At 44.1% G+C, this 26,293-nt stretch carries 26 protein-coding genes and 1 tRNA gene; 20 read left to right on the top strand and 7 right to left on the bottom strand.

Going from position 1 to position 26,293, the window contains the following annotated elements; all coding sequences use genetic code 11:
- Positions 1-21: 21 nt before the first annotated feature.
- From rseP to PBAL39_RS00885, 9 genes are all read left to right on the top strand, one after another.
- The gene (gene rseP, locus PBAL39_RS00925; RefSeq protein ID WP_008237286.1) at positions 22-1,347 is read left to right on the top strand and encodes an RIP metalloprotease RseP; all 1,326 of its coding nucleotides are present in this window, start codon (positions 22-24) and stop codon (positions 1,345-1,347) included.
- Between the two features lie 5 nt (positions 1,348-1,352).
- Positions 1,353-1,889, top strand: coding sequence for a Fe-S protein assembly co-chaperone HscB (gene hscB, locus PBAL39_RS00920; protein WP_008237285.1), 537 nt, complete (start codon positions 1,353-1,355; stop codon positions 1,887-1,889).
- Positions 1,890-1,996: 107 nt separating this feature from the next.
- Positions 1,997-2,296 carry a DUF3817 domain-containing protein gene (locus PBAL39_RS00915; RefSeq protein WP_039865893.1) on the top strand — a complete coding sequence of 100 codons (300 nt, stop codon included), beginning with the start codon at positions 1,997-1,999 and terminating at the stop codon, positions 2,294-2,296.
- A gap of 45 nt (positions 2,297-2,341) precedes the next feature.
- Positions 2,342-2,421: transfer RNA gene (locus tag PBAL39_RS00910), tRNA-Leu, on the top strand.
- A gap of 85 nt (positions 2,422-2,506) precedes the next feature.
- The gene (locus PBAL39_RS00905; protein WP_039865892.1) at positions 2,507-3,319 is read left to right on the top strand and encodes a hypothetical protein; all 813 of its coding nucleotides are present in this window, start codon (positions 2,507-2,509) and stop codon (positions 3,317-3,319) included.
- 296 nt (positions 3,320-3,615) lie between these two features.
- A complete protein-coding gene (locus tag PBAL39_RS00900) occupies positions 3,616-4,332 on the top strand; it encodes a DUF3667 domain-containing protein (RefSeq protein ID WP_008237280.1) in 717 nt (238 codons plus the stop codon).
- A gap of 13 nt (positions 4,333-4,345) precedes the next feature.
- On the top strand, positions 4,346-4,528 hold the full coding sequence (locus PBAL39_RS00895; protein ID WP_008237279.1) for a hypothetical protein: 183 nt from the start codon (positions 4,346-4,348) through the stop codon (positions 4,526-4,528).
- 93 nt (positions 4,529-4,621) lie between these two features.
- A complete protein-coding gene (locus tag PBAL39_RS00890; protein ID WP_008237278.1) occupies positions 4,622-5,344 on the top strand; it encodes a 3-ketoacyl-ACP reductase in 723 nt (240 codons plus the stop codon).
- 175 nt (positions 5,345-5,519) lie between these two features.
- A complete protein-coding gene (locus PBAL39_RS00885; protein ID WP_008237277.1) occupies positions 5,520-7,157 on the top strand; it encodes an ABC-F family ATP-binding cassette domain-containing protein in 1,638 nt (545 codons plus the stop codon).
- 120 nt (positions 7,158-7,277) lie between these two features.
- On the opposite strand, the gene bioB is transcribed toward PBAL39_RS00885, so the two are convergent.
- The 3 genes from bioB to PBAL39_RS00870 form a co-directional block, all read right to left on the bottom strand.
- The gene (bioB, locus tag PBAL39_RS00880; protein WP_039865960.1) at positions 7,278-8,258 is read right to left on the bottom strand and encodes a biotin synthase BioB; all 981 of its coding nucleotides are present in this window, start codon (positions 8,256-8,258) and stop codon (positions 7,278-7,280) included.
- A gap of 172 nt (positions 8,259-8,430) precedes the next feature.
- Positions 8,431-9,486 carry a glycoside hydrolase family 43 protein gene (locus tag PBAL39_RS00875; protein ID WP_232282877.1) on the bottom strand — a complete coding sequence of 352 codons (1,056 nt, stop codon included), beginning with the start codon at positions 9,484-9,486 and terminating at the stop codon, positions 8,431-8,433.
- A 38-nt stretch (positions 9,487-9,524) separates the two neighbouring features.
- The gene (locus PBAL39_RS00870) at positions 9,525-10,547 is read right to left on the bottom strand and encodes an AraC family transcriptional regulator (RefSeq protein WP_008237272.1); all 1,023 of its coding nucleotides are present in this window, start codon (positions 10,545-10,547) and stop codon (positions 9,525-9,527) included.
- A 93-nt stretch (positions 10,548-10,640) separates the two neighbouring features.
- Between PBAL39_RS00870 and PBAL39_RS00865 the strand changes: the two genes are divergently transcribed.
- From PBAL39_RS00865 to PBAL39_RS00855, 3 genes are all read left to right on the top strand, one after another.
- Entirely contained in the window at positions 10,641-11,762 is a 1,122-nt protein-coding gene (locus PBAL39_RS00865; protein ID WP_008237271.1) for an NAD(P)/FAD-dependent oxidoreductase, read from the top strand.
- A gap of 116 nt (positions 11,763-11,878) precedes the next feature.
- On the top strand, positions 11,879-12,469 hold the full coding sequence (locus tag PBAL39_RS00860) for a hypothetical protein (RefSeq protein ID WP_008237270.1): 591 nt from the start codon (positions 11,879-11,881) through the stop codon (positions 12,467-12,469).
- Between the two features lie 109 nt (positions 12,470-12,578).
- Positions 12,579-13,541, top strand: a complete 963-nt coding sequence (locus tag PBAL39_RS00855; protein ID WP_008237269.1) for an AraC family transcriptional regulator — start codon at positions 12,579-12,581, stop codon at positions 13,539-13,541.
- 4 nt (positions 13,542-13,545) lie between these two features.
- Here PBAL39_RS00855 and PBAL39_RS00850 read toward each other — a convergent pair whose 3' ends face one another.
- A complete protein-coding gene (locus PBAL39_RS00850; RefSeq protein ID WP_008237268.1) occupies positions 13,546-14,127 on the bottom strand; it encodes a Crp/Fnr family transcriptional regulator in 582 nt (193 codons plus the stop codon).
- Positions 14,128-14,285: 158 nt separating this feature from the next.
- Between PBAL39_RS00850 and PBAL39_RS00845 the strand changes: the two genes are divergently transcribed.
- Positions 14,286-15,353, top strand: a complete 1,068-nt coding sequence (locus PBAL39_RS00845) for an SDR family oxidoreductase (RefSeq protein WP_008237267.1) — start codon at positions 14,286-14,288, stop codon at positions 15,351-15,353.
- 63 nt (positions 15,354-15,416) lie between these two features.
- On the opposite strand, the gene PBAL39_RS00840 is transcribed toward PBAL39_RS00845, so the two are convergent.
- Positions 15,417-15,920 (bottom strand): DinB family protein, encoded by a 504-nt coding sequence (locus PBAL39_RS00840; RefSeq protein ID WP_039865889.1) that lies wholly within the window; start codon positions 15,918-15,920, stop codon positions 15,417-15,419.
- A 445-nt stretch (positions 15,921-16,365) separates the two neighbouring features.
- Between PBAL39_RS00840 and PBAL39_RS00830 the strand changes: the two genes are divergently transcribed.
- The gene (locus PBAL39_RS00830; RefSeq protein ID WP_039865887.1) at positions 16,366-18,453 is read left to right on the top strand and encodes a hypothetical protein; all 2,088 of its coding nucleotides are present in this window, start codon (positions 16,366-16,368) and stop codon (positions 18,451-18,453) included.
- Between the two features lie 132 nt (positions 18,454-18,585).
- Here the strand turns inward: PBAL39_RS00830 and cobA are convergent, their stop codons facing one another.
- Positions 18,586-19,404: a uroporphyrinogen-III C-methyltransferase gene (gene cobA, locus PBAL39_RS00825; RefSeq protein ID WP_232282876.1), complete on the bottom strand. Its 819-nt coding sequence runs from the start codon at positions 19,402-19,404 to the stop codon at positions 18,586-18,588.
- A 202-nt stretch (positions 19,405-19,606) separates the two neighbouring features.
- Here cobA and nirB point away from each other — a divergent pair, with 202 nt between their 5' ends.
- The 4 genes from nirB to PBAL39_RS00805 are packed head-to-tail and all read left to right on the top strand — an operon-like array spanning position 19,607 to position 23,731.
- Complete coding sequence (nirB, locus tag PBAL39_RS00820; protein WP_083801680.1) at positions 19,607-22,117, top strand: nitrite reductase large subunit NirB; 2,511 nt, start codon at positions 19,607-19,609, stop codon at positions 22,115-22,117.
- A gap of 37 nt (positions 22,118-22,154) precedes the next feature.
- The gene (nirD, locus tag PBAL39_RS00815; RefSeq protein WP_008237254.1) at positions 22,155-22,502 is read left to right on the top strand and encodes a nitrite reductase small subunit NirD; all 348 of its coding nucleotides are present in this window, start codon (positions 22,155-22,157) and stop codon (positions 22,500-22,502) included.
- 3 nt (positions 22,503-22,505) lie between these two features.
- The gene (locus tag PBAL39_RS00810; protein WP_008237252.1) at positions 22,506-23,321 is read left to right on the top strand and encodes a formate/nitrite transporter family protein; all 816 of its coding nucleotides are present in this window, start codon (positions 22,506-22,508) and stop codon (positions 23,319-23,321) included.
- Between the two features lie 11 nt (positions 23,322-23,332).
- Positions 23,333-23,731 carry a hypothetical protein gene (locus PBAL39_RS00805; protein ID WP_157273842.1) on the top strand — a complete coding sequence of 133 codons (399 nt, stop codon included), beginning with the start codon at positions 23,333-23,335 and terminating at the stop codon, positions 23,729-23,731.
- Here the strand turns inward: PBAL39_RS00805 and PBAL39_RS00800 are convergent.
- Positions 23,719-24,423, bottom strand: coding sequence for a Crp/Fnr family transcriptional regulator (locus PBAL39_RS00800; RefSeq protein WP_008237248.1), 705 nt, complete (start codon positions 24,421-24,423; stop codon positions 23,719-23,721). The two genes, PBAL39_RS00805 and PBAL39_RS00800, sit on opposite strands and share 13 nt — an antisense overlap.
- Positions 24,424-24,584: 161 nt before the next feature.
- Here PBAL39_RS00800 and PBAL39_RS00795 point away from each other — a divergent pair, with 161 nt between their 5' ends.
- Both PBAL39_RS00795 and PBAL39_RS00790 read left to right on the top strand, forming a co-directional pair.
- Complete coding sequence (locus tag PBAL39_RS00795; protein WP_008237246.1) at positions 24,585-25,172, top strand: sigma-70 family RNA polymerase sigma factor; 588 nt, start codon at positions 24,585-24,587, stop codon at positions 25,170-25,172.
- A gap of 76 nt (positions 25,173-25,248) precedes the next feature.
- Positions 25,249-26,238 (top strand): FecR family protein, encoded by a 990-nt coding sequence (locus tag PBAL39_RS00790; RefSeq protein ID WP_008237243.1) that lies wholly within the window; start codon positions 25,249-25,251, stop codon positions 26,236-26,238.
- Positions 26,239-26,293: the final 55 nt, after the last annotated feature.

Raw genomic sequence — 26,293 nt, 5'->3', positions numbered from 1 at the left:
TAAAAACATTAAGATAAAGATATGAGTGGATTGATTATGGCCGCCCAGTTATTGCTGGGATTATCGATACTGGTAATTTTACACGAGTTGGGGCATTTCCTGGCGGCACGTGCTTTTGGGATTAAAGTAGAGAAGTTTTACCTGTTTTTTGATGCCTGGGGCGTAAAGTTGTTCAGCTTCAAAAGAGGGGATTGTGAATATGGTATTGGATGGTTGCCTCTTGGCGGTTATGTAAAAATCTCCGGGATGATTGATGAATCTATGGATACTGAGCAGATGAACCAGCCTGCACAGCCCTGGGAGTTCAGGTCTAAACCAGCATGGCAACGTCTGATTGTGATGCTTGGAGGTGTGGTCGTGAATATCATTGTAGGTATCTTTATCTTCTGGATGCTGACTTTCAAGTATGGTGAAAATTATATACCGAACAGCTCCGTGCAGAATGGTATTTATCCAGGATCTATCGGTCGGGAAATCGGTCTTCAGAAAGGTGACCGTGTCATTGCCGTAAATGGCAAAAAGGTATTGCGTTTTGATGAGCTCATGAGTTCCAATGTATTGCTGGACAATACTACGCTGACTGTTGCGCGCGCCGGCAAAACTATTGATGTGAAAGTCCCTGATAATATTCTCAATAAAGTTTCTGATCTGGGTATTGATGAGTTCATCAGCAGGGCACCCTTGCTCAGCTCCACGATCGATAGTGTATTTGGAAATTCATTAAAAGGTGGTCTTCAGAAAGGTGATGTCATTGCTTCGGTGAACAATGTGCCTGTAAAATATAATGTTGATGTGCGTGAGCAGGTGGGTAAGGTAAAGGGAAAACCTGCCTTAATTACCGTAAGACGTGCTGGAGAATTGAAGAGTTTTACCATCCCTGTGGATACAGCAGGTGCGATAGGCATCGGTTTCAATGTGAATGAGATCAAGGAAGAAACCATCAAATATGGTTTCTTCGCAGCGCTTCCTATTGGTGCGGGGCAGGCCTGGAAAACTTTCAGCGATAATGGTAAAGGAATCTGGAAGGTATTAACCGGAAAGATTAAAGCAAATAAGGCATTTTCAGGGCCTGTAGAGATCGCACGTAAAGTTTACGGTGGTGAGTGGGTATGGGCAAGATTCTGGGCTTCTACAGGTTTTATTTCGATTGCACTGGCATTTATGAACCTGTTGCCTATTCCAGCGCTGGATGGTGGTCACGTGGTGTTCTTATTGCTGGAAATGATCAAAGGAAAACCAATGGGCGATAAGTTCATGGAGCGTGCACAGATTGTCGGTTTTGTGATGCTGCTGTCGCTGATGGTGTTCGTTTTGGGGAATGATATTTTTAAAGCCTTCTTTAAATAGTAAGAATGACTGATTATTTCGCTTTTTATGGCCTGCCGGTTACTTTTCATCCTGATGCTGCTGTGATCAAACAGAAGTTCTATGAGCTGAGCAAAAAGTATCATCCTGATTTTTACATCAACGAATCTGAGGAGAAACAATCGGAGGTGCTGGAGCTGAGTACGCTGAACAATAAGGCTTACCAGTTGCTTGGTCATCCTCAGAAACGTCTACAGTACATTCTTGAACTGAAGGGCATGCTACAGGAAGGGGAGGGCTACAAACTGCCTCAGGATTTCCTGATGGAAATGATGGACATCAACGAAACGCTGATGGATCTTCAGTTTGATCCGGACGCTGTCCGCCTGGAAGAGCTTAAAAAGGAAGTGGATGGGGTAGAGGCAGGCTTGACTGCCAGCATTGATGCGCTTACTGTCTCTTTTGATGCTTTGAATGAAGAGGAACAGGCGCACGTGCTCGCTGAGATCAAAGATTTATATTATCGAAATAAATACCTGTACCGGCTCCGGGAAAGTATCGTCAAAGCTTCTGCATCTGTTTAGGTGTTACAGCATTGTAAAAAAGTAGGTTACTGCTTTTTTACAATGTTTGTTTAAGCTATGTTTGGGGTTAAAGCTGTGAAGCTTTAGTGAAAATCCAAAACCATCATATGACTACATTATCCATTTTTAGAAAGGTTGCTTTAGCGGAGGGGATCTCCTTCGTGTTTCTAGTGTTTATAGCGATGCCGTTGAAATACTGGGCCGATATGCCATTGTTTGTGAAATATGGCGGCTGGGCGCACGGTTTACTGTTTGTTTTGTACATCATCTTTCTGATCATGGCCTGGCAGGAATATGCCTGGAAGTTCACTAAGGTCCTGCTGTTCGGGCTGGCTTCCTTGATCCCGCTTGCGCCTTTCTGGGTGGAGAAAAAGCTAGGTGAAGAAAATTCAAATAATTCTTTGTAATTATCAATTCAATTTATACATTTGCAACCCGCTAAGGAAGCAAAGGCCCGGATGGCGGAATTGGTAGACGCGCTGGTCTCAAACACCTGTGGGAAACCGTGCCGGTTCGACTCCGGCTCCGGGTACGACTTAAAAGCCTTCGATGAAAATCGAAGGCTTTTTTGATTTTGTTAATTGTTCTATCTTCGCTGTCAAAATTAAATTTAATCCATGCGTATTATTAACCTCTTAAAATCGGCTCTTTTATCGAGATCAACTTTCACAAACATATTTCGCGTTATTCTGGTTACAGCGATGTTTTTATTCTTTTTTACAGGCTGTAAAAAAGATAACTTTAAAACCAATGAACCTGAACCTAATCCTATAACGCTAGCTGATAGTATCTATTTCGAAGTAGACGGAAGAGCTTATAAATCAAATCATTCAAATTTAGTAGGTGTAGGAAACAAGGGCGCGAATATGAAATTGTCGGATATTCCTTTAGCTGGCCAGAAGGCTTGGGGAACGATTGGTCTTCAATCTTATTATTCGTCAGTTGATTCTATTTATTTTAGTTATCAGAGAGGCTTTGATGTTTCAGATGATAGCGGTGACATAACTATAACCTTCGGTAAGGCATCTCATGTGAGGGACTTGAATGCTGTAGGGAGGGTGTGGTATTTAAAAGATATTAGAGACATTCTGGATACCGGTAAGCAGGAATTTGCAGTAGACTATGAAAGTGCCAATTCAATTAATGGGGTTTCTTTTGTTATATATAAATTTGGGACCACCTGTATGCCAGAACATACTTTTGATGATTCTTCTGATCCCAATCTACAGAATGATGCTCATTTCAAAATTACCAAGAAAGAACAAATTGATAAGGATAGGTATCGTATATATGCTGAATTTGAAATGAATATTTACGACCGTGGCCGTAATAAGCGCCGCGTAACTAAGGGGTTTCTAAGACTTACTGTCGACCGTGTCTTTACGTACGCAGATCTTTTCAGAGGGAAGAACATCTTTGATAAAAATTAACACTAGTTTTTTGAAACGTAATACCGATTCTGACTAAATCGTCTTTAAATTTCGAGTTTAAGCCAAGGATACTGACCGGAACCGATTATACCGAATCCGGTTTTTTTGTCTCATATTACTTATCTGCTTCAGATAACGGGTCAAGATAGTAAATCAACGTTGGTCAGGTCAATCCATCTACCTCACGCTGTTTAGGGAAAATTTCCAAATGCTGATTGATGAATACCTTGAATATACTATATTTGAATGTTGGCCGCGATGATCACCGACCCTGATTAATGACTCACATACAAAATATGAATTGTAAAAATTGCAACACAGAAGTAGACTTGAACTTCTGTTCTAACTGCGGTCAGCCTGTTCACCTGAAACGGATTAATGGACATTACATCATTCACGAGATCGAACACGTATTACACTTCGAAAAAGGAATATTGTATACCATCCGCGAATTATTGACAAGACCAGGCGAGAATATCAGGCACTTTGTGACTGAAAACAGAAGCCGGCTTGTGAAGCCAATCATTTTTATTATTGTCAGCTCGCTGGTTTATACCCTTGTAAATCATTACTTTCATATTGAAGATGGCTACATGAGGTTTGAGGAGACCGCAGAATCCACAACCGGTTTAATCTTTAAATGGGTTCAGAGCCACTATGGTTATTCAAATATATTGATGGGCGTCTTTATTGCTTTTTACCTGAAGCTCTTTTTTAGGAAGTACGAATACAATTTTTTTGAGATTCTCATCCTTCTGTGCTTCGTGATGGGCATGGGGATGTTGATTTATACTGTGTTTGCACTTGTTCAAGGGCTTACGCATTTTAATTTAATGACCGCAGCGGGGGTCGTTGGGTTTGCCTACTGTACCTGGGCAATCGGTCAGTTTTTCGATAAGAAAAAAGTTGCAAGCTTCCTCAAAGCCCTTGTTTCCTATCTCTTAGGAATGATCACATTTATGCTGGTCGCAATTCTGTTAGGGACATCAATTGACTTGATCATAAAACACTAAACAACAAAATAACATGGAAAAGAAAAAGGCGGTATCATTTACGCTTCTTATTGTGGCAATCATTTTAGGTGTAACTTTGATCAAACAATTCGATTTTGAAACTTTAAGATTTGAGAATACAGGGCTGGCAGTGATTTATTTAATTGTGTTTACAGTTTCCGCATTTCTGGTCATAAGGGGGGCTCTAGGTAAATAACAACAACAAGGTATTGCTATTCATGAGAACTCTCCTTTTCATCATACATGAAGAGGAGGGTAGAATGAACTTCGGCGTCTAAAGAAATTAAAAATGCAATCATTAAAAGGAAAAACGGCCATCATAACAGGTGCCGGAAAAGGCTTGGGAAAAGCAATGGCGATGGCTCTTGCGGCTGAGGGGGTAAACCTCGGACTGGTAGGCAGGACTCTGGCAGACCTTGAAAACCTTCAAAAGGAATTGAGCGGACTGCACCCGCAGGTCAAGGTGCATTATGCGAAGGCTGATATCGGCAAACTTACCGAAGTGCGCTCGGCGGTGGCAACGTTGATAGAAGAGCTGGAAAAGATAGATATACTGATCAACAATGCCGGAATATTGAAGGTGGGCGGTGTTCTGGAACTTCCTGTTGAGGAATGGGAGGAAGTCATCCAAACAAATGTTCTGGGGACTTTTTACATGGTGCACGAAGTTTTGCCGCAGCTATTATTGCAGGGCAAGGGTGACATCATCAATATTGCATCAACTGCCGGCTTGAAAGGCTCAGCCAAAATGAGTGCTTATGGCGCATCGAAAGCTGCAGTGATCAACCTTACGGAATCGTTAATGCAGGAGGTAAGGAAATCAAATATCAGGGTGACAATTGTCAATCCAAGTACAATTGCTACTGAGATGACGCTGAATGCGAAATTTACAGATGGTAACGAGGAGAAGGTGCTTCAGCCAGATGATCTAGCCTTTTTGGTAGTCAACAATCTTAAGTTACCACAACGTGCTTTTGTGAAAGAGGTGGGGCTATGGTCGACAAATCCTTAGAGGTATTTGTTACCATGATGGGGCAGTTGAATGGCGCCGCTTTACCAGTTACGGTTTCCGTGTGAGATTGGTGTATCAGGATCTAGTGGCATATGAGCAGGAAATGGATTCCATGAATACCCCATAATATATCAAATTCCACTATCTTTGCCGCTCAATTTAATACCTTCTTTTTGTGATTAATGTAAATAACATCTCCGTTTCATTCGGTGGAACTACCTTATTTAGTGATGTAACCTTCTCGATAAACGAGAATGACAAAATAGCCCTGATGGGTAAAAATGGTGCGGGTAAGTCGACCATTTTAAAAATTATAGCTGATGCGATAAAACCCACATCAGGTAATGTAACCGGTCCGAAGGATGCTGTGATTGCCTATTTACCCCAGCATTTGCTAACGCAGGACAATGTGACCGTATTTGAAGAGACTTTAAAGGCTTTTCAGGAGGTGTACCAGATGCAAAAGGAGCTGGACGCGCTGAATGAGCAACTAACTGTCAGGACCGACTATGATAGCGACGATTACATGAAGTTAATTGAGCGTGTTTCTGAGCTGAGTGAGAAGTTTTATTCGGTAGAAGAGGTCAATTATGATGCGGAGGTGGAGAAAGTCCTGAAAGGTCTGGGCTTTGAACGTAAAGACTTTAATCGCCAGACTTCTGAGTTTTCGGGCGGATGGCGCATGAGAATTGAGCTGGCAAAAATCTTATTGAAGAAACCAGACCTCATTTTGCTGGATGAGCCTACTAACCACATGGACATTGAAAGTATTCAATGGCTGGAGGATTTTCTGATCAACTCTGCAAAGGCTGTGGTAGTCATTTCCCACGACCGTACCTTTGTAGACAACATCACCAACCGCACCATTGAGGTGACCATGGGCCGTATTTACGATTATAAAGCCAAATACAGTCACTACCTGCAGCTGCGCGCCGACCGGCGCGTGCATCAGTTGAAAGCCTACGAGGAGCAGCAACGTTTTATTGCCGATAATCAGGAATTCATAGATCGATTCAGGGGTACGTATTCTAAAACCCTTCAAGTGCAGTCGCGGGTAAAAATGCTGGAAAAACTCGAAGTCATTGAGATCGACGAAGTGGACACCTCGGCCTTGCGCCTCAAGTTTCCACCATCACCTCGATCGGGTCAATACCCAGTAATTGTGGAAGAGCTAACGAAAGCATACGGCGATCATGTAGTATTCGAGAAAGCATCCATGGTGATTGAACGTGGTGAGAAGGTTGCCTTTGTCGGTAAAAACGGTGAAGGTAAGTCGACTATGATCAAAGCCATCATGGGCGAGATCGATTTTGAAGGTGGTTTAAAAGTGGGTCACAATGCTAAGATCGGCTATTTTGCGCAGAACCAGGCCGCATTACTGGATGAGAATCTGACTGTATTTGAAACGATTGACCAGATTCCGTTAAGCAACGGAAGCATAAAAATCAAAGACCTTCTGGGTGCTTTTATGTTTAGTGGCGATGACACCACCAAAAAGGTAAAGGTCCTTTCCGGAGGGGAGAAAACCCGCCTGGCGATGATCAAACTGTTGCTGGAACCAGTAAACGTACTGATCCTGGATGAGCCGACCAACCACCTGGACATGAAAACCAAAGACATCATCAAAGAAGCATTGCAGGATTTTGATGGCACCCTGATCCTGGTATCCCACGATCGTGATTTCCTGGATGGCCTGGCCCAGAAGGTATTCGAGTTTGGAAACAAGCGTGTTCGTGAACACTTCGAGGATATAAAAGGCTTCCTGGCGTACAAGAAAATGAACAGCCTGAAAGAGATCGAGCAAGGAAAATAAGCCGATTTCTGTTGTTGTTACAAATGACAATTCTGTCGTTTAGCACGAGCAAAATAATATGAAATTTGCTCCTGCTAAACGATAAAACCTGAGCTCATCAAATTAGAGTACCATTTGATCCTATTTGCCTTCTTCCAATACCATTGGTTTCAATCCTAAGGTCTTCAGCATCTGCATGTCTTCTGACACCCCAGGATTAGGCGTTACCAAAAGCGTTTCCCTCTCGCCTGTAAAAATAGAATTTGCACCTGCCATAAAACACCATGCTTGTTCCGATTCCGTCATCTCAATACGGCCTGCACTTAAACGCACCATTGAAGCAGGCATCGCAATACGTGTAGTCGCGATCATACGGATCATTTCCCAGCTGTCTATTTTCGGATTGTTTTCTAATGGAGTTCCTTTAACCCTGGCCAGCGCATTTATTGGGACTGATTCCGGATGTTTTTCCATATTAGCCAGTGTGAGGAGCATCGAAATACGGTCTTCCTGAGATTCTCCTAATCCAATGATCCCTCCTGAGCATACTGTAATTCCTGCCTTCCTCACATTGTTGATCGTCAGGATACGGTTCTCGAAATTTCTTGTAGATATGATCTCGTCATAATATTCTTCAGAAGTATCCAGGTTGTGGTTGTACGCATACAGCCCGGCTTCCTGTAGTCGTTGGGCCTGGCTTTCGCTGAGCATACCGAGCGTGCAGCATACTTCCAGACCCAGGTTGTTGACCCCTTTTACCATATCGATAATTCTGTCAAAATCACCATTGTTGCGCACCTCCCGCCAGGCTGCTGCCATACAAAAACGTGATGATCCGTTGTCTTTCGCTTTTTGGGCATGGGCAATAACCGTTTCGGTAGGCAAGAGTGCCTGCACCTTAATGTCTGTATGATAACGCGCGGCCTGCCCGCAATAAGCGCAATCCTCCGGGCAGCCTCCTGTTTTTATGGAGAGTAGCGTAGATATTTGAACCTCATCGGCTTTGTGCCAGGCCCGGTGCACTGAGGCGGCCTCATAAACCAGTTCCATCAATGGTTTATTGTAAATGTATAGTAATTCTTCCTTAGCCCAATCGTGACGTACTTCGCTGCTGGTGTTCATCGTAATTCTATTTAGTGTAGCTATTGTTGGGGTGATCAGTTCTTCTGTTCTGTTATTTCCAGCAAAAGTAATGTCACGGTGATACATCAATAGGCGCCGGTTTTAAAATTACGACTAGTCCGGCTAGATTGGCAACGACAAGCAACTGTGTTATGGAGAATATTTCCTGCCGTCAGGGAAAGGCGGTTAACAATCTGTCTGCCTCTTCCGCCGATATCTTTGAAACACTGCCATGTCTGGCATCGTCAGGCATGGATACATCCTTTTCGATCTTCCATGTAAAGAAGTCCGGAGAAGAAGAGATGCCGTACTGATCCACCATGGGGTAATCGTATAACAGGAGCCAGCCTTTCTTCACTGGATCTTTCATGATGCTTGGTCCCTCAGTAATGGTAGGGGCAATCTGCCCTTTATTTAAGGGGCCATTATAAATTTCATAGGGCCCCTCAATGTTCTTCGATGTGGCCAGACGAATGCCTCTGCGCTCCCCGGTTTTTGCACCGAACTCCTCCTCTTTATGAAAAAGATAATATACATCTTTGTGTTTCGTAATCGTTCCATCAATTACAGAATATGCCGGGGCAAACATTACTTTCGCCGGACTGAAGGTTTCCCAATCTTTCGTTTTGCAGTACCACAGCCTGCTTTCTTTCCAGCCCGCATCTTTAAATGTAGACGACCAGAAAATAGTATATTCTTCTGTTGCGGCATCGAAGTAAAATTCCGGCGCCCAGATGTTCCCCACAAATTCTCCAGACTCGTCTTTGACATCCTTCATCAGGGGTATGTATTTTTCAAACTTCCAGTGCACCAGGTCTTTTGAGGTAGCATAAGTTACACTTGGGCCGGACTTTTTTCTCTCCTCTGCGCCTGCGCCTCCCGTGGCGATGAGCCGCCACAGGCCATCCACGCCCCGATGGAGGTACTGATCACGCATAAACTGATCCCATATGGGCTTGTTGCCATTCAGCGCGTTCCAATGACGGCCGTCTGCGGATAATGCGATGTGAAGTTTAGCGCTCAACATCGGGTCCGGCAGTGGTACCTCCACCGTTTCTCCCTTATCATTGATCTCAATCCTGGTAGGATAGCGCTGACGGAAGTAGCTCAACATCCATACACTGTCGCTCTTCAGTACCGATTTCGCAGCTTTGTTTTTTGTCGTTTGTGCGTTTGAAAGCTGTATTATTGAGCATAGTAAAACAAACGTTATCAATATCTTTCTCATCTGTAATATTTGGTGCAGTTAATATAAATACAATCCTTTTAATTTAAAGACTTGCTGTATTGTTTTGGTTTCATCCCTATATGTTCGTTAAAGATCCTTGAAAAATGACTGAGATTCGTAAATCCCAATTGATAACCTACCGCTGAAACGGATAGTTTTTTTGTGCTCAATAGCGAGGCGGCCTCTTTCATCCGGAACTCCTGATAATAATTGAAAATGCTGTTGCCGAAAACCTGCTTGAATAAACGCTTCAGCTTGGAGGGGCTCATCGCTGCAAGGACTGCCAGGTCTTTGATAACCGGTGTTCTTTCCAGATGCTCCAGCATCTGCGTTCTTACCTTGTAAATGGTTTGTATGTCATCTGAATTCAAGGGATAAAGCCTTTTTTCATCCCTCTTCTCCAGTTCCATCAGTAATCTGCAGATCAGCTCCTCAGCTTTTACCTTCATGAAAAATAGTTCAAAAGTCTTGTCAATGGATTCCGTGACTATTTCATTCACAATTCTTTGCAATGAAGGAAAAATGGCTTGTTCAAATAACAACGGTTTTGTATTCTGCAGCAGACTCTGCAATACGACCGATTTTTCTGATTCCCCAAATAAGCCTTTCAGATAGTTGGCATCGATTTCTATATTGATGGTGGACGTATTGCTGTGCACAGGAATCATGACGTCCGTATTCACACTGCTGGTCGTGATTAATACCGAAGGGAGCCGTTTTAATTGCTGATCTTTTGATGGTGATGCTACTTCAGGAAAAGATCCTGCTCCCTGCAGAAATGCCATCTCAGAAGTAGATCCGGCCTGAGGTAGGACATTTTGAAACTTAAAAAGGATCATCCTCATCGCATCATTCCAATCGGGGTTTTCAACAGACAAATTTTCTTTCAGCTCATAATCCATAATCACCATCCGGATCTGCTCATTGAAAATAAATCCTGAACAGTAGCCAGTGCCGTAAGCCGGGGGGATGTCCAGCCTCCTGTTTTTTACACCTGTCCCCAGTAAATGAGCAAGCACTTTAAGGATACCTGGTTCTGTCTGTGATTTTTCTGTGTCCATAAAAGTCTTTTGCGACTATTTTTGTGGCTAATGAGATTATTTTGTTTCTAAGATACTTAACACTTTTGTGTCATCATCAAGAAATATAAATTCATGTTACTAAAGAATAAAAGAATAGCCATTATCGGTGCCGGACCCGTAGGACTCATCATGGCAAAATTACTCCAACAAGAGGGGGTGCTCGTCTCGGTTTATGAAAGAGACAAAGATCCCCTGGCAAGAATATGGGGTGGCACCCTGGATCTTCATCAGCATTCCGGACAGGAAGCGATGAAAAATGCAGGATTACTGGAACAGTATTATGCGATGGCAATACCAATGGGAAGAACGCTGGCTGATGAACATGGAGAAGTGTTTTTCTCCAAAGAACCTGACGAGCAAAATCCTGAGATCAACAGAAACAATTTAAGGACCATATTACTCGACAGCCTAACAACAAACACCGTGTTCTGGAATAGTAAATTAGTTGGAATTGAGATGGAAACGGATCAGTGGCTGTTGCATTTTGAAAATCAACCTGATGTAGCGGCTGATCTGGTGATCGCTGCCAATGGGGGAATGTCCAAATTAAGAGCATGGGTAGTTGATGCGACCATTGAATCTACGGGAACGACGATTATACAGGGGGAAGTGATACAACCTGAAATGAGATGCCCGGAATTCATTAAGCTTTGTAACAATAACATCCTGATGTGTGCGGCCGATGGCAATCTCCTGGTTGCAAATCCGAACAACAATGGAACATTGACCTACAATGTTATGTTTAGTACGCCCGAAGAATGGAAAATTGAAAGCCGACTGGATTTTCAGGATACAAAGATGATTTGTACGTTACTTACCAGTAGGTTTTCTGGTTGGGGAGATGGTTACCAGCAGTTATTCCGCTCCACCTCTGCCTTCTGGGGTTTGCCAACCAGAATGTTCCCACTGAAAAAGAAATGGAAGACCGATCGCTGCCTACCCATCACCCTTATTGGTGATGCCGCGCACCTGATGCCGCCCTTTGCAGGCCAGGGCGTCAATACCGGAATGATGGATGCACTGATTTTGGCTGGCAACCTGACCAAAGGAAACTTCGACACCATCACTGCTGCCATTAGCGACTACGAGCGGAAAATGTTCCGTTACGCGAAAGAGGCGCAGCTGCAAACCCGAAAAAATGAAATGGAGATGCGTCAGCCAGACTTTTCTTTCAAAAAGAGATTTGACAACTAACAGAGATTGATAGTGGAAGAGATCGATGAAAATATTGTTGACATTTTCACTTAAGTGAAAATCCGGCGTCAAAGGACTATGCATCTTTGAACCGTAATCACTTAAACATTCAAATCATGTCATCTTCACTAACTACCGATGCAGCGGCTAATGGTCAGTCCATAGAAACTGCCAGATCATTAAGAAACCTTTATTTTACCCGTGCTGGATTTTCGATCATCTGGGTTCTCCTGGTTGCCCTTTTTTCTAAAAACTCCATGGGCCTGGCTACCGCGCTTTTCATCGTTTACCCGGCCTGGGATGTGCTGGGTACGTTTCTCGATCTTCGCGCCAATCAGAACGGTAATTCCAGAACACCGCAATATGTAAATGCTGCAATCAGCGCGCTTACTACCATTGCGGTAGCCGCAGCCCTGCAAAAAGGTGTGCCACAGGCGTTGATCGTCTTTGGTGTCTGGGCCATCCTCACTGGTGCCATTCAGCTGATCCTTGGATTTCGACGCCGTAAGCTATTGGGCGGACAATGGCCTATGATGATCAGTGGTGGCCAGTCCCTGCTCGGTGGTACCTCCTTTATTGTTCTGGCACACGACCCCACAATGGGCATCACCAGCCTGGCTGGCTATGCGGCCTTCGGAGCTTTTTACTATCTTCTGTCCGCCTTCCGACTGTCAAAAACGGTCAGCAACGTGCATGTGGCAGCATAATTTTCCGCTGATATAGCCCCGGTATTCGACTCATTTAACTATCAGGTGTGGAGAAGTAATGTTATTTTTACGGCTGAAATCATTGTAAATGTCTATATTAAAGTCGTAAATGAAAATATCGGTTACTGATAAAAACGGATCCGGCATCATGAAGGAATTTGCCCGGGCCATAGGCGCGACAATTCAAGGGCGTTTCTTCTACATTCCGGAAAGTAAGGGTGGGGGCTACATCACTGGTTTCTCCTGGGAAAATGGGCTGCGGATGTTGGTGCGCGATTACCATCTGAAGGAAGAAATTCAGCTGGAACGAACCAATGAGCTCGCCGAAGGGCAGGAAGATGTGATATTCTCGCTGAATGGCATCTTCCCGGCTCCGCTACAAAATGATAAGACCTTGACAGCAGAACAAGCCAGTGTGTTCATCTGCATGCATGCCGTTTCGTCGAAGCTTACCATGCCTTCCCACACCTCATTCCGCAATATCATCATCGGAGTTCCGCGACAATACCTGAGGCAGGTCTTCGGACACATACAACATCCCGTTATAGCTACCATTTTAGAAGGTAAAGAGAATTTCGCTTTTGAAACCGGTATTTCTCAGGAAATGATCCGTTCTGCCAGTGATGTCATCCATCAGCAGGTCCCGGAAAGTCTGGAACATCAGTATTACAAGTTGAAATGTGAAGAGCTGCTCTGTTTTATCTTTAGCCTGCTGATGGAAAGAGAGGCATTGCCCACGAGTAGCATGCACATCGACGACATCAGGGCGATATATGCCGTCAAATTAAAACTGCAGACCAGGCTGGACCAGTCGCCGGACATTGCTGCGCTCGCCAGGACTTCAGGTATGAGCGAGCCCAAAATGAGAAAATTGTTTAACCAGACATTCGGAAAAGGCGTCTTTGAGTATTTTCAATCTATGCGTATGCAGGAGGCAGCAAGACTACTCAGGGAAAGGCGGTTCAGTGTTTCTGAGGTGGGTTACCAACTTGGATTTACTAACCTCAGCCATTTCTCAAGAGTTTTCGAGCAGCATATTGGCATGAAACCAAAGAAGTACTCCTCAATGTAATCGGCTACTTTCGGGTAACCAGGTTTTTTCTGATGCGGCTTAATGTCTCGGCTGCGATACCCAGGTAAGAGGCAACCATGTGCTGAGGAATACGCTCAATGATTTCCGGATTCGACTCCGACAGTTTTAAGTACTTCTCCTGAGCAGTATGGGTGATTGCGCTCATTAAACGGCGCTCCTTCGTGACCAGGCTATTCTGGTAAAGAATACGGAAGTAACGGTCCATGATGGGCACCCTGAGCGTTAGCTCTTCATAGTCTGACCTGGAGATCATGAGGAGTTCGGAATCTTCGATGGCGTCGATGTTGAACACTGCAGGATCTCCGGACAGAAAACTGCGGAAGTCAGATAACCACCAACCTTCCCACCCGAAGATGTTGATGTGCTCATCGCCTTTTTCATCCACATTATAGGTGCGCAGAAGGCCCTTGGCCACAAATGTAAGGCACCTGCACACCTCGCCCTCCTGAAGCAGATATTGCCGTTTCCTTAGTCGCTTAGGTATAAAGAAGCTTTTTATTGCAGTCTTATCGTCGTCGCTAAGCGATACCTTGTCCTGAATGTGGCTGAAAAGAACTTCGATCATCTGTTGCTAAATCTTAGGGTTAACAAAGATACTTCTTTCCCCGCAAGAATGGCTGCCCGCTTCATGCAAGTCCACTTGACTTAAGTCAACTGCATTATTTGACTTAAGTCAACCGCCGGCAACCGGGGCGCGCATAACTTTGTTGAAAATAAAAGACCATGAAAAAAATAGCATTAGTAGTAGGAGCAAGCGGAATTACAGGGGCTAACCTTGCTGAACGGCTGATGGACTCCGGCTGGGAAACCTATGGCCTGGCACGTACTCCAAATACAGATAATAAATTGCTGAAACCCATAGCTGCAGACCTACTGGATGTCGACAGCCTCCGGTTGGCACTGGCTGAAGTGAAACCTACACATGTATACCTCACCACATGGATGCGCAATGATACAGAAGCTGAAAATATAAGAGTTAATGCATTGATGATTCGCAACTTGCTGGATGTATTGTCTGAAAAGAAAAGCCTGCAACATGTGGCGTTGGTGACTGGCTTAAAACATTATTTAGGTCCATTCGAAGCTTACGCAAAAGAAGGCTTCTTACCGGAAACCCCACTCAGGGAATCGCATCCAAGGTTGGATCTTGAGAACTTTTACTATGCTCAGGAGGATGAGGTCTATCGGGCAGCTGAACGTGATGGTTTCTCCTGGAGCATCCACAGACCGCATACGGTGATTGGCAAGGCCGTTGGAAATGCGATGAACATGGGAACGACGCTTGCTGTTTATGCTACGATCTGTAAGGAAACCAATAGGCCGTTTATCTGGCCCGGCTCCTCGGCACAATGGAATGGCTTGTCGGATGTAACCGATGCTTCTGTTTTGGCAGCGCATCTGATCTGGGCCTCCACAACGGAGAGTGCTAAAAACGAGGCATTTAATGTTGTCAACGGAGATGTGTTTCGTTGGAGTAGGTTGTGGTATCGTCTGGCAGACTATTTCGGAATCGAGGCGAAAGGCTTCAACGGAAGTATTCAACCTCTCGAAACCGAAATGGCAAATGATATTGACGTATGGAAACAAATCGCCAGGAAATTTCAACTGAAGGAACCTTCATTGGGCAGATTAGCGACAGCATGGCATACTGACCTTGATCTGGGAAGACCTATTGAGGTGATGACGGATATGTCCAAAAGCAGAAAACTTGGATTTACCGTTTATCAGGATACTGAAGAGACATTTTATAAGCTGTTTTCGCAGCTGCGTGAGGCTAGACTCATTCCTTAAAATGAAACAAGCGACAAAATGAGAAAAGCGTCTTCAGCTTTGCGGCAGAAGACGCTTTTCTATTTAGGCCTTTTGACTCTCCTCATAGGTCGGGCCATACATTCCCGGTATCTTATTGCCTGTTGCACGGAGATAAACGATCAATTCACCACGGTGGTGATAAATGTGGTTGAACAAAAATCCACGGGATACGATACCCCTTGGCATCGGGCCAAGTAAAACCTGCTCACCGAATTTCATCGTCCATTGATCCTGTAGTTTTTCTTCTGTCAATGAGTTTAAGGCGGCCCTGGCCAGTTCCACGTTGCGCTCAAAAAGTGCAAGGGTGGCTTTGATGTCATTTGCTTCGCTGCGCTCCAGATGGTCATCGGCCATATCATAAACATCCTTCGTAAGCGTGCCTACATACCAATAGTAAATTGTGGCAATGTGCTGGGCAAGCTCAGCCATCGTCCAGGAGATTTCTGATGGACGGTAATCCAGATCTTTTTCAGGAACCATCTGTAGTAGCCGGCGCGTGCTATTTACTTCATGCTCAAATTCGTCAACAAGATATTTTAATATCATAAGGCAATATTTTAATGAAAGATATGAAGATAACAAATTGAACTGTAGTAGGTTTTGCGATTGTCAGGATGAGCTCAGTCGTGAAACTGGATTAAACGAAGTGCAATTGTTTAAAAAACGTTTCTCATATGATACACTTTTGGTATGAAATCGTTTCACAGAAGAAACGATTTGTGGTTAAAAACGTTTCTTCTGTGAAACGGAAATAGGCGGCCGGAATAAATCCGGAAGACAAATACAAGGTCAGGAGCAAGCTTTCATCGTAGCCGACGATCTTGAGCACGGCTTTGGTCATAAAATTCCATTGTGGCTGTTTGGATTTCTGTATTAGTGGTGAAAAAAAACCGGTTGTGGTTGATTGGTGTTGGTCTTTTGTAACGATTTGATTGTTAGTAAATCGATTTTTCATATAAATATTGTATTTTGGATCAGTAAACAACCAGATATGAACCTAAGATCCCTCATGATGATGACCCTATTGGTCATCTCAGCAGCAATGGCGCAAGCACAGCTGAAACTGAACACCAGCCAATTTAATCCGAAAGCTGAAGCAACTGTCACCAGTAAGAACAACATGGTAGAGGTTACCTGGCCCGCCGGCGAACAACAATTCGGAAAGGTACAGTTTGATCTATCTGGCAACAATCCCTTATTCCGGCGCATTATGCTTGGGACAAAAACTGCACCTGTTACCGTATCGGAAGATCTCGATGCCGCATTTTTACTGAGTATTGGGAAACGGGACCTGATGTCACAGAATGGCTGGAACATCTTCTTCGATAAAGTGCCGCTTCGTCCCTTCAAAACCTTTCCAATCCTACTAAAAAAGAAAAGTATTGCTGTGAAGACTGTCGGCAGCCGTACTGTAGTCACCATAGGCAACCTTAGCGCCGACCGCTTTTCGGGAGTGCTGGAGGTTACCTTCTATAATGGAAGCCCGCTGTTCAACATCGCTGCGGTAATGTCCACCAAAGCTGATGCTACCGCAATTGTCTATGATTCGGGACTCATCAGCAGAACCGAAAAATGGAACGACCTTTCCTGGACCAATACTTCCGATCAACTGCAATCCAATGCTGTCAATTACAGCGATACCGCAAGAAACCTGCAGGTGAAATACCGCGCCATTGCTGCCCGCAGTAAGGGTGGGACGCTGGCCGTATTCCCCGCGCCACACCAATATTTTTATCCGCTGGATGAAGCATTCAACCTCAAGTTTATCTGGCACGGAAAGAACTACCGGAAAATGCTGGATGGTTATGGGATCGGCATCCGCCAGGAACTGGAAGGTGACCGACGTTTCGTACCCTGGTTCAATGCGCCTCCGGGCTCTCAGCAACGCCTGAATTTCTTCTGCCTGATCAACAATACAGGAAATGCAGAAACCTTTACCGCCATCAAAAAGTTTACGAATGCGGACCGTTACGTTAAAATCCCGGGTTTCAAAACCATGTCAAGTCATTTTCATAATGAGTTCATCATGAATGTGGTGCTGGCTGGAAAACCAATCCCCGAAAAACCAGAATTTGTGGAAGTGTTCAAACGCCTGGGCGTAGACATGGTACACCTTGGTGAATTCCATTATACGGCGCATCCTAAAGGACCGGACTCGTTAAGGCTAAGGGAGCTGAAAGCGCTCTTTGAGCAATGTGAACGCTTGTCGGATAAAGATTTTCTGCTGATGCCAGGGGAGGAGCCCAATGAGTTCTTCGGTGGCCACTGGCTTCAGATTTTTCCAAAGCCCGTCTATTGGATCATGTCACGAAACAGGGAGCAGCCTTTTGTTGAGGACAGACCTGGCTTTGGAAAGGTTTATCACATTGGTGGTAAAGAAGATATGCTAAAATTGTTACAGGAAGAACAGGGACTCGCCTGGACGGCACATGCCCGTACCAAAGGTTCGGTGAACGCCCCCGATATCTATAATCACGAAGACTTTTTCAAATCCGACCGCTTTATGGGAGCTGCCTGGAAAGCCATGCCTGCGGATCTGTCGCAACCACGCCTGGGCAATCGCGTGCTTGACCTGCTGGACGATATGAACAACTGGGGGGAAAAGAAAACGGTCATTACCGAAGCCGATCTCTTTACCATCACCCAGGAAAACGAGATGTATGCCCACATGAATGTTAATTACATGATGATGGACCAGATTCCGGCATATAATGACGGATGGAAACCTGTGGTTGATGCCATGCAGCACGGCAAGTTCTTCGGCACCACAGGTGAGGTGCTGATGCATGAGCTAAAGGTAAATGGTAAACTATCAGGGGAAACACTGAGCCTTAATGCAGATGGTACAGCTGAAATGCACCTGAAGCTCAGCTGGACCTTCCCGATGAACTTCGTGGAGGTGATCTCCGGAGATGGGGAAAAGGTCTACCGTGAAAGAATGGACCTTACACATACCAAAGCTTTCGGGGAACAGCAGTTTCAGTTTCGGCCAAAGCTTAAAGGCAGAAAATGGATGAGGGTAGAAGCCTGGGATAGTGCGGTAAACGGTGCTTTCAGTCAGACTTTTTACCTGCAATAAGTTCCTGTTCAGCAGGCTTGTGTTTTAGTGTTTTTCTTTTTGATGTGTCCAGTTTTTTAAAGCTGCTGGTGTAAATCCAGTAGCCATATTTAAGTCTGAGGTAACAACGGGATGTTATAGTTACTAAATATATTAAACTGCAATTCTGCCCTGACAAAGGTGTTGCGCGAGAAGGATTTCTCTTGCTTTGACTACGTCTCCTATAATGATGATTGCCGGGTGACTCAAATTGGCGCTGGTAGCAATTTCGAATAGGTCTTTTACATTGCAAACAACATGTTGCTGATGTGGCATTGTAGCATGTTGTACGATTGCTGCAGGAGTAGATCCTAATCCTGATTGCTGATAGGCGTCGGAAATCTCCCGTAGCTTTTTCATTCCCATGTAAATGACGACGGTAGCGGAGCTTTGCATCGCACATTTCAAATCGGCGGAAAGGCTCCCGTCTTTTTTTGTGCCGGTAATGATCCATAAGCTTTCACTAATACCACGATGCGTTAACGGAATATCAACAAAACCTGCTCCCTGCATGCTGCTGATTCCGGGAACATATTGTGCTTTAATGCCATAAGCCTCCGCGAATAGCAATTCTTCAAACCCTCTCCCAAATATAAAAGGGTCGCCACCTTTCAGGCGTACTACAATCTGATATTTCTTGGCGTTTTCTACAATCAGCTCATTGATTTTTTCCTGGGGAGTGCAAATGCCGTAAGGTTGTTTTCCTACATATATCATTTTACATGTTTTTTTTGCAATATCCAGCAGTTTTTTGTTGCTCAAATTGTCATATAAGATTACTTGTGCCTTTTTCAAGATTTTAAATGCCTTAATTGTGAGTAATTCCGGATCTCCAGGTCCTCCTCCGATGATAAATAATTCTGTTTCGTTGTTTTTTAGCTTCATATTTTGTGTTATTCTATGTTTTTTATGATAAAATCTAATTAATAACATCTAATATAATGTTTATTGTATGATATTTATCATAAATATTGCAAGTATTGAATTTCATATCATATATTTGACTATCAAAAGTCATTTTATGCATTATTTTGTCTATTTATATGGTGTTTATATGTCTTTTCTCAGTATTCATAGGTTTGTTTTGTGTTTCGTTGAAAATATTTAGTGATAATCTTTAAAAACTATAAAAATTATGAGAGAACCAAGGGTTATTGTGATAGGAAATGGGATGGTTGGCTATAAGTTCTGTGAAAAACTTAAGTCGAAGTCGGATTTTTTCAAATTGATTGTATTTGGTGAAGAATCACGCAGGGCTTATGATCGTGTTCATCTGTCTGAATACTTTAATGGGAAAGATGAAGAAGATTTATCATTGTCTACCGCAAATTGGTATCATGATTTAGACATCAAACTTTATTTAAATAACCCGATTGTGAGCATCGACCGGGAAAATAAAACTGTTCGGGACCTATCTGGAATCAATCACGGTTATGATTTTTTAGTATTTGCCACAGGATCCGCAGCCTTTGTGCCCTCCATCCCTGGGATTGAAAAAGAAGGGGTATTTGTCTACCGCACCATTGATGATCTGGACCTGATTAAGGCTTACGCTAAAAAGGCAAAGAAGGCTTCTGTTATAGGTGGTGGATTATTGGGGCTCGAAGCTGCAAAGGCACTGATAGATCTGGGAATTGAGCAAACGGATATCATTGAGTTTGCTCCTGGATTAATGCCGCGACAGATTGATCCTGCAGGGAGTCGGATATTGGTGTCGAAGCTTACGGCGCTAGGGCTTCAAATTCATCTTAATAAAAACACCACCAGTATAGCAGGTGAGGCCTGCATCAGCGAAATGAAATTTGCCGATGGATCTGTCATGGAGACGGATATGCTGGTTATTTCTGCAGGCATAAAACCCCGTGATGAACTTGCCAAAGATTGTGGTATCATCACCGGACCCAGGGGAGGTATCGTTGTTGACGACAGGATGCAGACCAATGACTCCTGCATCTTCGCTATTGGGGAATGTGCACTACATGCGGAGCAGATTTATGGTCTGGTGGCTCCAGGTTATGATATGGCAGAAGTCCTTGCCGCGAATCTTTCAGGTGACAATAAAACATTTTCCGGTTTTGACATGAGCACAAAGCTGAAGCTCATAGGTGTAGACGTGGCCAGCTTCGGTGATAATTTTATTCAGGAGCCCGATTGCAGAACCATCATCTTCGAAAATAAACATAAGGGCATTTATAAAAGGCTAAACATAAGTAATTGCGGGCAGTACCTTCTAGGAGGTATATTAATTGGTGATGCAGCAGCATATAATATGCTGTTGCAAACCACCAATAACAGGATCTTATTGTCTGAAAATCCTGAAGAACTGATAATGGGGACTCGCAGTGCTGAAAACGATGGGGCTGCCGGCATCACTGCATTGCCCGACAGCGCGTTGATTTGCAGTTGCGAAGGCGTGACAAAAGGGGATATCTGTAAGTCAGTTTCTGAAGGTGGTTGTGAAAATCTGGACGATATCAAAAAATGTACAAAGGCAGGGACAGGTTGCGGCGGTTGTATGCCTATGGTAAAAGACCTGATGCTGCATACCATGAAGGCTCAGGGTAAATATCTCAGGAATGTAGTTTGCGAACATTTTCAATATAGCAGGCAGGAACTCTATGATCTGATTCATATTCACCAGCTGAAAAGCTACGATACTGTTCTGACTGAACTTGGTAAAGGTGATGGCTGCGAGACTTGTAAACCCTTAGTATCGTCATTACTTGCCAGTTTATGGAATGAAATGATCCTGAAGAAAGGAAATGATACCGCTCAGGATAGTAACGATCGTTTTCTGGCCAATATCCAGAAAGGGGGATCCTATTCTGTAGTTCCCCGTGTTCCGGGGGGTGAAATTACTCCCGATAAACTCATTGTGATCGGCAATGTGGCAAAGAAATATCACCTCTATACTAAAATCACAGGCGGGCAACGGATCGACATGTTTGGTGCCCATCTAAATGATCTGCCGTTAATCTGGGAGGAGTTGATTGCTGCAGGTTTTGAAAGTGGTCATGCTTACGGTAAAGGATTGAGGACTGTAAAGAGTTGTGTAGGAAGTACCTGGTGTCGGTTTGGTTTACATGACAGTGTAAGTTTTGCCATCCGGATTGAAGAACGGTATCGTGGAATCAGAGCTCCACATAAATTCAAATCAGCTGTAAGCGGATGTATACGCGAGTGCGCGGAAGCACAAAGTAAAGACTTTGGTATCATTGCAACAGAGAAGGGCTGGAACTTGTATGTATGTGGGAATGGTGGTAGTAAACCCCAACATGCACTGCTGCTGGCCTCCGATCTGGACAGTGATACCTGTATCCAATATATTGACCGCTTTCTGATGTTTTATATCCGCACGGCAGACCCTCTAACAAGAACCGCCACCTGGCTGAATAAAATGGAAGGTGGTATGGACTACCTGCGAAATGTCGTCGTCAATGACAGTCTTGGAATGGCAGCAACATGGGAAGAAGAGATAGAAAGTTTAATAGCAGCCTATAAATGTGAGTGGAAAGAAGCAGTGGAAAATCCGGCAATCCGGAAGAGGTTTTCTCATTTTGTCAATTCACCGGAGGAGAAGGATCCAAGTATTGAATTTGTAGAGATGCGTGGTCAGAAACGAACTCCCGACTGGAAAATTGCTTAAGCTAAATCAAAAAAAATAGAACCCTAAACTTATCTTTATGACTGAAACTACAAAATGGATGGCCGCATGCAGAGTTGAAGACGCTGCGGAAAACGGAGGTGTTTGTGTAAAAAGCGGTGAGGAACAAATTGCCTTATTTTACTTCACCCGAAGAAATGAATGGTACGCCACGCAAAATGAATGTCCCCATCGTAAGCAGATGGCTTTAAGTCGCGGAATGATTGGGACCCTCACCGACGAACCTAAGGTGGCGTGTCCTTTTCATAAGAAGAATTTTTCACTTAAAACAGGAGAATGCCTTAATGGTGACGAATGCGCCATCAAAACGTACCCGGTAAAAGTAGAAAACGGAACTGTTTATATCGCCTTAAAATCAACACGATAAGCCATGGACTACGTCTCACCAAAAGAAGTTGCCGGGGCGATGATGAGCGCCGCAACTACAAAAGCTGCATTGCCGGTAAAGGATCTGCTGATCAGGGGATGCCTCTCCGGGGCCCTGTTGGCCATATCCGTAATTTTAGCAAACCTGGCTGCCTCGCAGGCGAAGCTGAGTATGGCCGGTGCGCTTGTTTTTCCTGTAGGTTTTATCATTATTGTGATCCTCGGACTGGAATTGGTTACCGGGAGCTTTTCGCTGATCCCTTTGGCCTGGTTTGAAAAGAAAATTTCAGCATCAGTAATGGTTAAAAACCTGTTCTGGGTTTTTACGGGTAACCTGATCGGAAGCTTGCTGTTTGCTTTTTTGTTTTGGAGTGCTTCCTCAGAAATGGGCACCATTTCAGTGCTTGGACCCATCGAGGAGATGCTGGTAAAAGCTGCTGAGAAAAAAACGATCGGTTATGCTGCTCATGGATCTGCAGGATTGTTTGCTGCCTTTATCAAGGCTGTACTATGCAACTGGATGGTTTGTATGGGGGTGGTCATGGCCATGACGTCCAAATCGACTTCAGGAAAGATGTTTGCCGCAGGCATTCCCATTTTTATATTTTTTGCGCTCGGATATGAACATGCTGTTGTCAATATGTTTGTCATTCCAGCAGGGATGTTGTTTGGTGCAAAAGTCAACATATCAGAATGGTGGTTGTACAATCAGCTGATTGTAACCGCCGGCAATTTAATCGGAGGTTTGCTCTTTACCGGGGTGGCCATTTACTATACACACAGCAGGAAAGGCGAAGCCATTCCCAATACCAGTATTTAAATTTCAGAATAATGATGAAATCTAGACTTTTCGCAGCTTTGCTAAGCTGCTTTAGCCTCTCTTTGTGCTTTTTTTCTGCGCGTGCTCAAACAAAACCAGTGCTTTTTGAGGGGGTAATTGTTGCGGGGTATGTGAATAATGGTGCTTACATCAATTGTGCCGGCCCTGGGATTAAATGGAGTAAAAAACCATATTCCCTGATGATTGGGCTGCTGCCGGGCTTACGCATTAAAGAAGACCAGGTGCCTACTGGTGCTACTAAAAATTCGACAGTCACACCGTCTTTAGGTTTCGGTTTAACTGCCGCTTTTCGCCATGTCGCCATTCAATTGCCTGTGTATTACAATGCGAAGACAAGCCTGAAAAATGGCAGCTGGCACCCCGGTGTTGGTTTGGGTTATAAATTCTGATGTGATGAGGCCTCCTGGGTCAGTGCGAATAGTTTTTCTTCATTCAAAATGCTGATTTCTTTTCCTTTTAAACCGATCAGCTCATCCTGTATCAGCTCATTCATGGTTCTGAAAACGGTTTCGTAGGTGGCGCCGGTGAAGGCGGCAAGATCCTGTCGGCTTAAAGTAATATTGATGCAGTCTTCGGTATTGATGCCGAACTGTGTACGCAAATGGAATAAAGCAACGGCTAATCTGTTCTTCACCGGCATCAATGCTAAATCACGCATTTTCTTTTCTGACGTGTGTAGTTCATCAGCATAAAACATCAGCAGGTTATAGGCAAAATCGTGGTTTACCTTTATGGTAGTTTTGAAAAAATCAATGTCAACATAACATAGCGTTGTGGTTTCCAGTGCTGTTGCAGAAATTGGGTATAAACCATCTTTGGTATTTATTCCACGATGACCAAAGATGCTTCCTTGGTCGGCAAAGCGTAAGATCAACTCCTTGTCGCCCCATTTTTTGTGAACTTTTACAACACCTTGGGTTACAAAGAAAACACCGGTTACGGGATCACCTTCTTTGATGATCAACTCACCTTTTTTGGCGATGAAGTTTTTCCTGTTTGCCAGCACAGCAGGAAGCCATTCTGGTAGTACATTTTGGCAGAAGAAACAATTTTCAATGTCACAGCTGTTGATTTTTTTCATGCTTAAGGTTAGGTCGGGAGATTTAGGTGTCCAATATGGGCAATAAATCAAATATTAGCAATGTATGATTGCAATATCTTTGCAATGCTCAACGGGCAAGAAGACCACCTTTATTGTTAATTTAATATAAAGCCTTATCTTAGGAGTTATTAACTGGGGAAATGAAAGTGCTAAGCGATGAATCGGATGAGCAACTGGTCAATCTGCTGAAGCAGGACAGTGAGAGGGCTTTCACCGTATTGTACAACAGGTATTGGGACAGGCTCCTGCAGGTGGCCTACTACAAACTCGGCTCCCAGGAGGAGGCTGAGGAGGTGCTGCAGCAAGTGTTTCTGGAGCTTTGGGAACATCGCCTCGACCGGCAACTGCGCTACAGCTTTGCTACCTATATCTCCTCAATACTCAAGTATACTATTTACAATCGTCTGGCGGAACGGCGCAAACGTAACGCGGTGCCCATAGAAGGGGAGATGTACCACAATCTTGCCGACCACAGCACACAAAACTGGCTTGACTTCTCCGAAATCCGTGGAGAAATTGAAACTCTTGTTGTGCAACTCCCCGAAAAATGCCAGATGGTATACCGTTTGAGCAGGGAAGAATGGATGACCGCTCAGGAAATATCCGAAAATATGCAGATCAATAAAAAAACAGTGGAAGGGCATCTCACAAAAGCATTGAAATTCATTAAAGAGAATTTAAGCATGCTTTCTTTTCTGCTTTTTGTGGTTGTTCGGGCTTTTTTTTAAGAAATAAATATTTTTTTTCATTCCGACCAAGGGTATTGCTCCTTTTTTTACACTATATGTTTGTAATCAGAGGGAAATGCCAAACGAAAATCAATCAGAAAAGGAAATTCTTGCCAGTAAGCTGCTGAACAATACCATCACCCCTGAAGAAATGGAAAGGCTGGAGTGTTGGTATGCTGAGGTGTCGGAAGATGCTCCGGTTTGGAACCTTAAAGACAAAAGCCCGGCGGATCTGCAACAACGACTCCTCAACTCCATCAGGAGCAAAATCAATGTCCCTCAGCCGAAATACAGAATAGGAAGATATCTTGCCGTTGCGGCTTCTATCGCTGTCATTGGTATGGCCTGTTTCTTTGTTTTTAACCAGGAGCACGTAAGCACCGCGCCGACGATGATGGCCAAAAGCTCCACTGCAGGGAAAATCATAAAAATACACTTACCAGACCAGTCCATCGTGTGGCTTAAAGGGGATAGTCACCTGGATTATCCTTCCAAATTCAGTGACAGCACCAGAAACGTTACATTAAGGGGGGAGGCGCTTTTCGAGGTCGCCAAGGATAAAAAACACCCCTTCGTCATCCGCACCAGTGCTTACACTACACGTGTGCTGGGGACGAGCTTTAACATCAGCGAGGCCGACAAAAGTTTCAGGCTGACGGTGCTTACCGGTAAGGTGTCCATATTGCCTGCATCGGAAGGCGCATCTGCTAAAAACAATAAACCTGTGGTGGTTACCCCAGGTACGGAATTCGTTGTAAACAACCCGGCAGAAAAAGCCCAGATTGTCGCTGCACCGGCGACTGACAAGGTCAGCATCCTCAACGGGACAGAATACGACATGAACTTTGAGAATACACCTTTCGAAGAAGTACGGTTGCGTATTGAAAAGAAATTTAATGTGAAAATCAACGCCGGCAAAGATGCCTATCAGAATTGTTTCCTTTCTGCTGATGTTACCGATCAGTCGCTGGACAATACCCTGAAAGTTCTTTCGGCAGTGCTGAACGCACAATACTCGATCAACAAAAACCTAATTACCCTTACAGGAGGAGGATGTAATTCATGAGCTAAACTTTACTAACCACCTATAAAAGCAACAGCAGGCGTGCTGCAAACACCCT

The sequence above is a fragment of the Pedobacter sp. BAL39 genome, assembly GCF_000170795.1.
Classification (GTDB): Bacteria; Bacteroidota; Bacteroidia; order Sphingobacteriales; family Sphingobacteriaceae; genus Pedobacter.
Note: the sequence above shows the minus strand (reverse complement) of the source record. Positions and strands in the feature narration are given on the sequence as shown.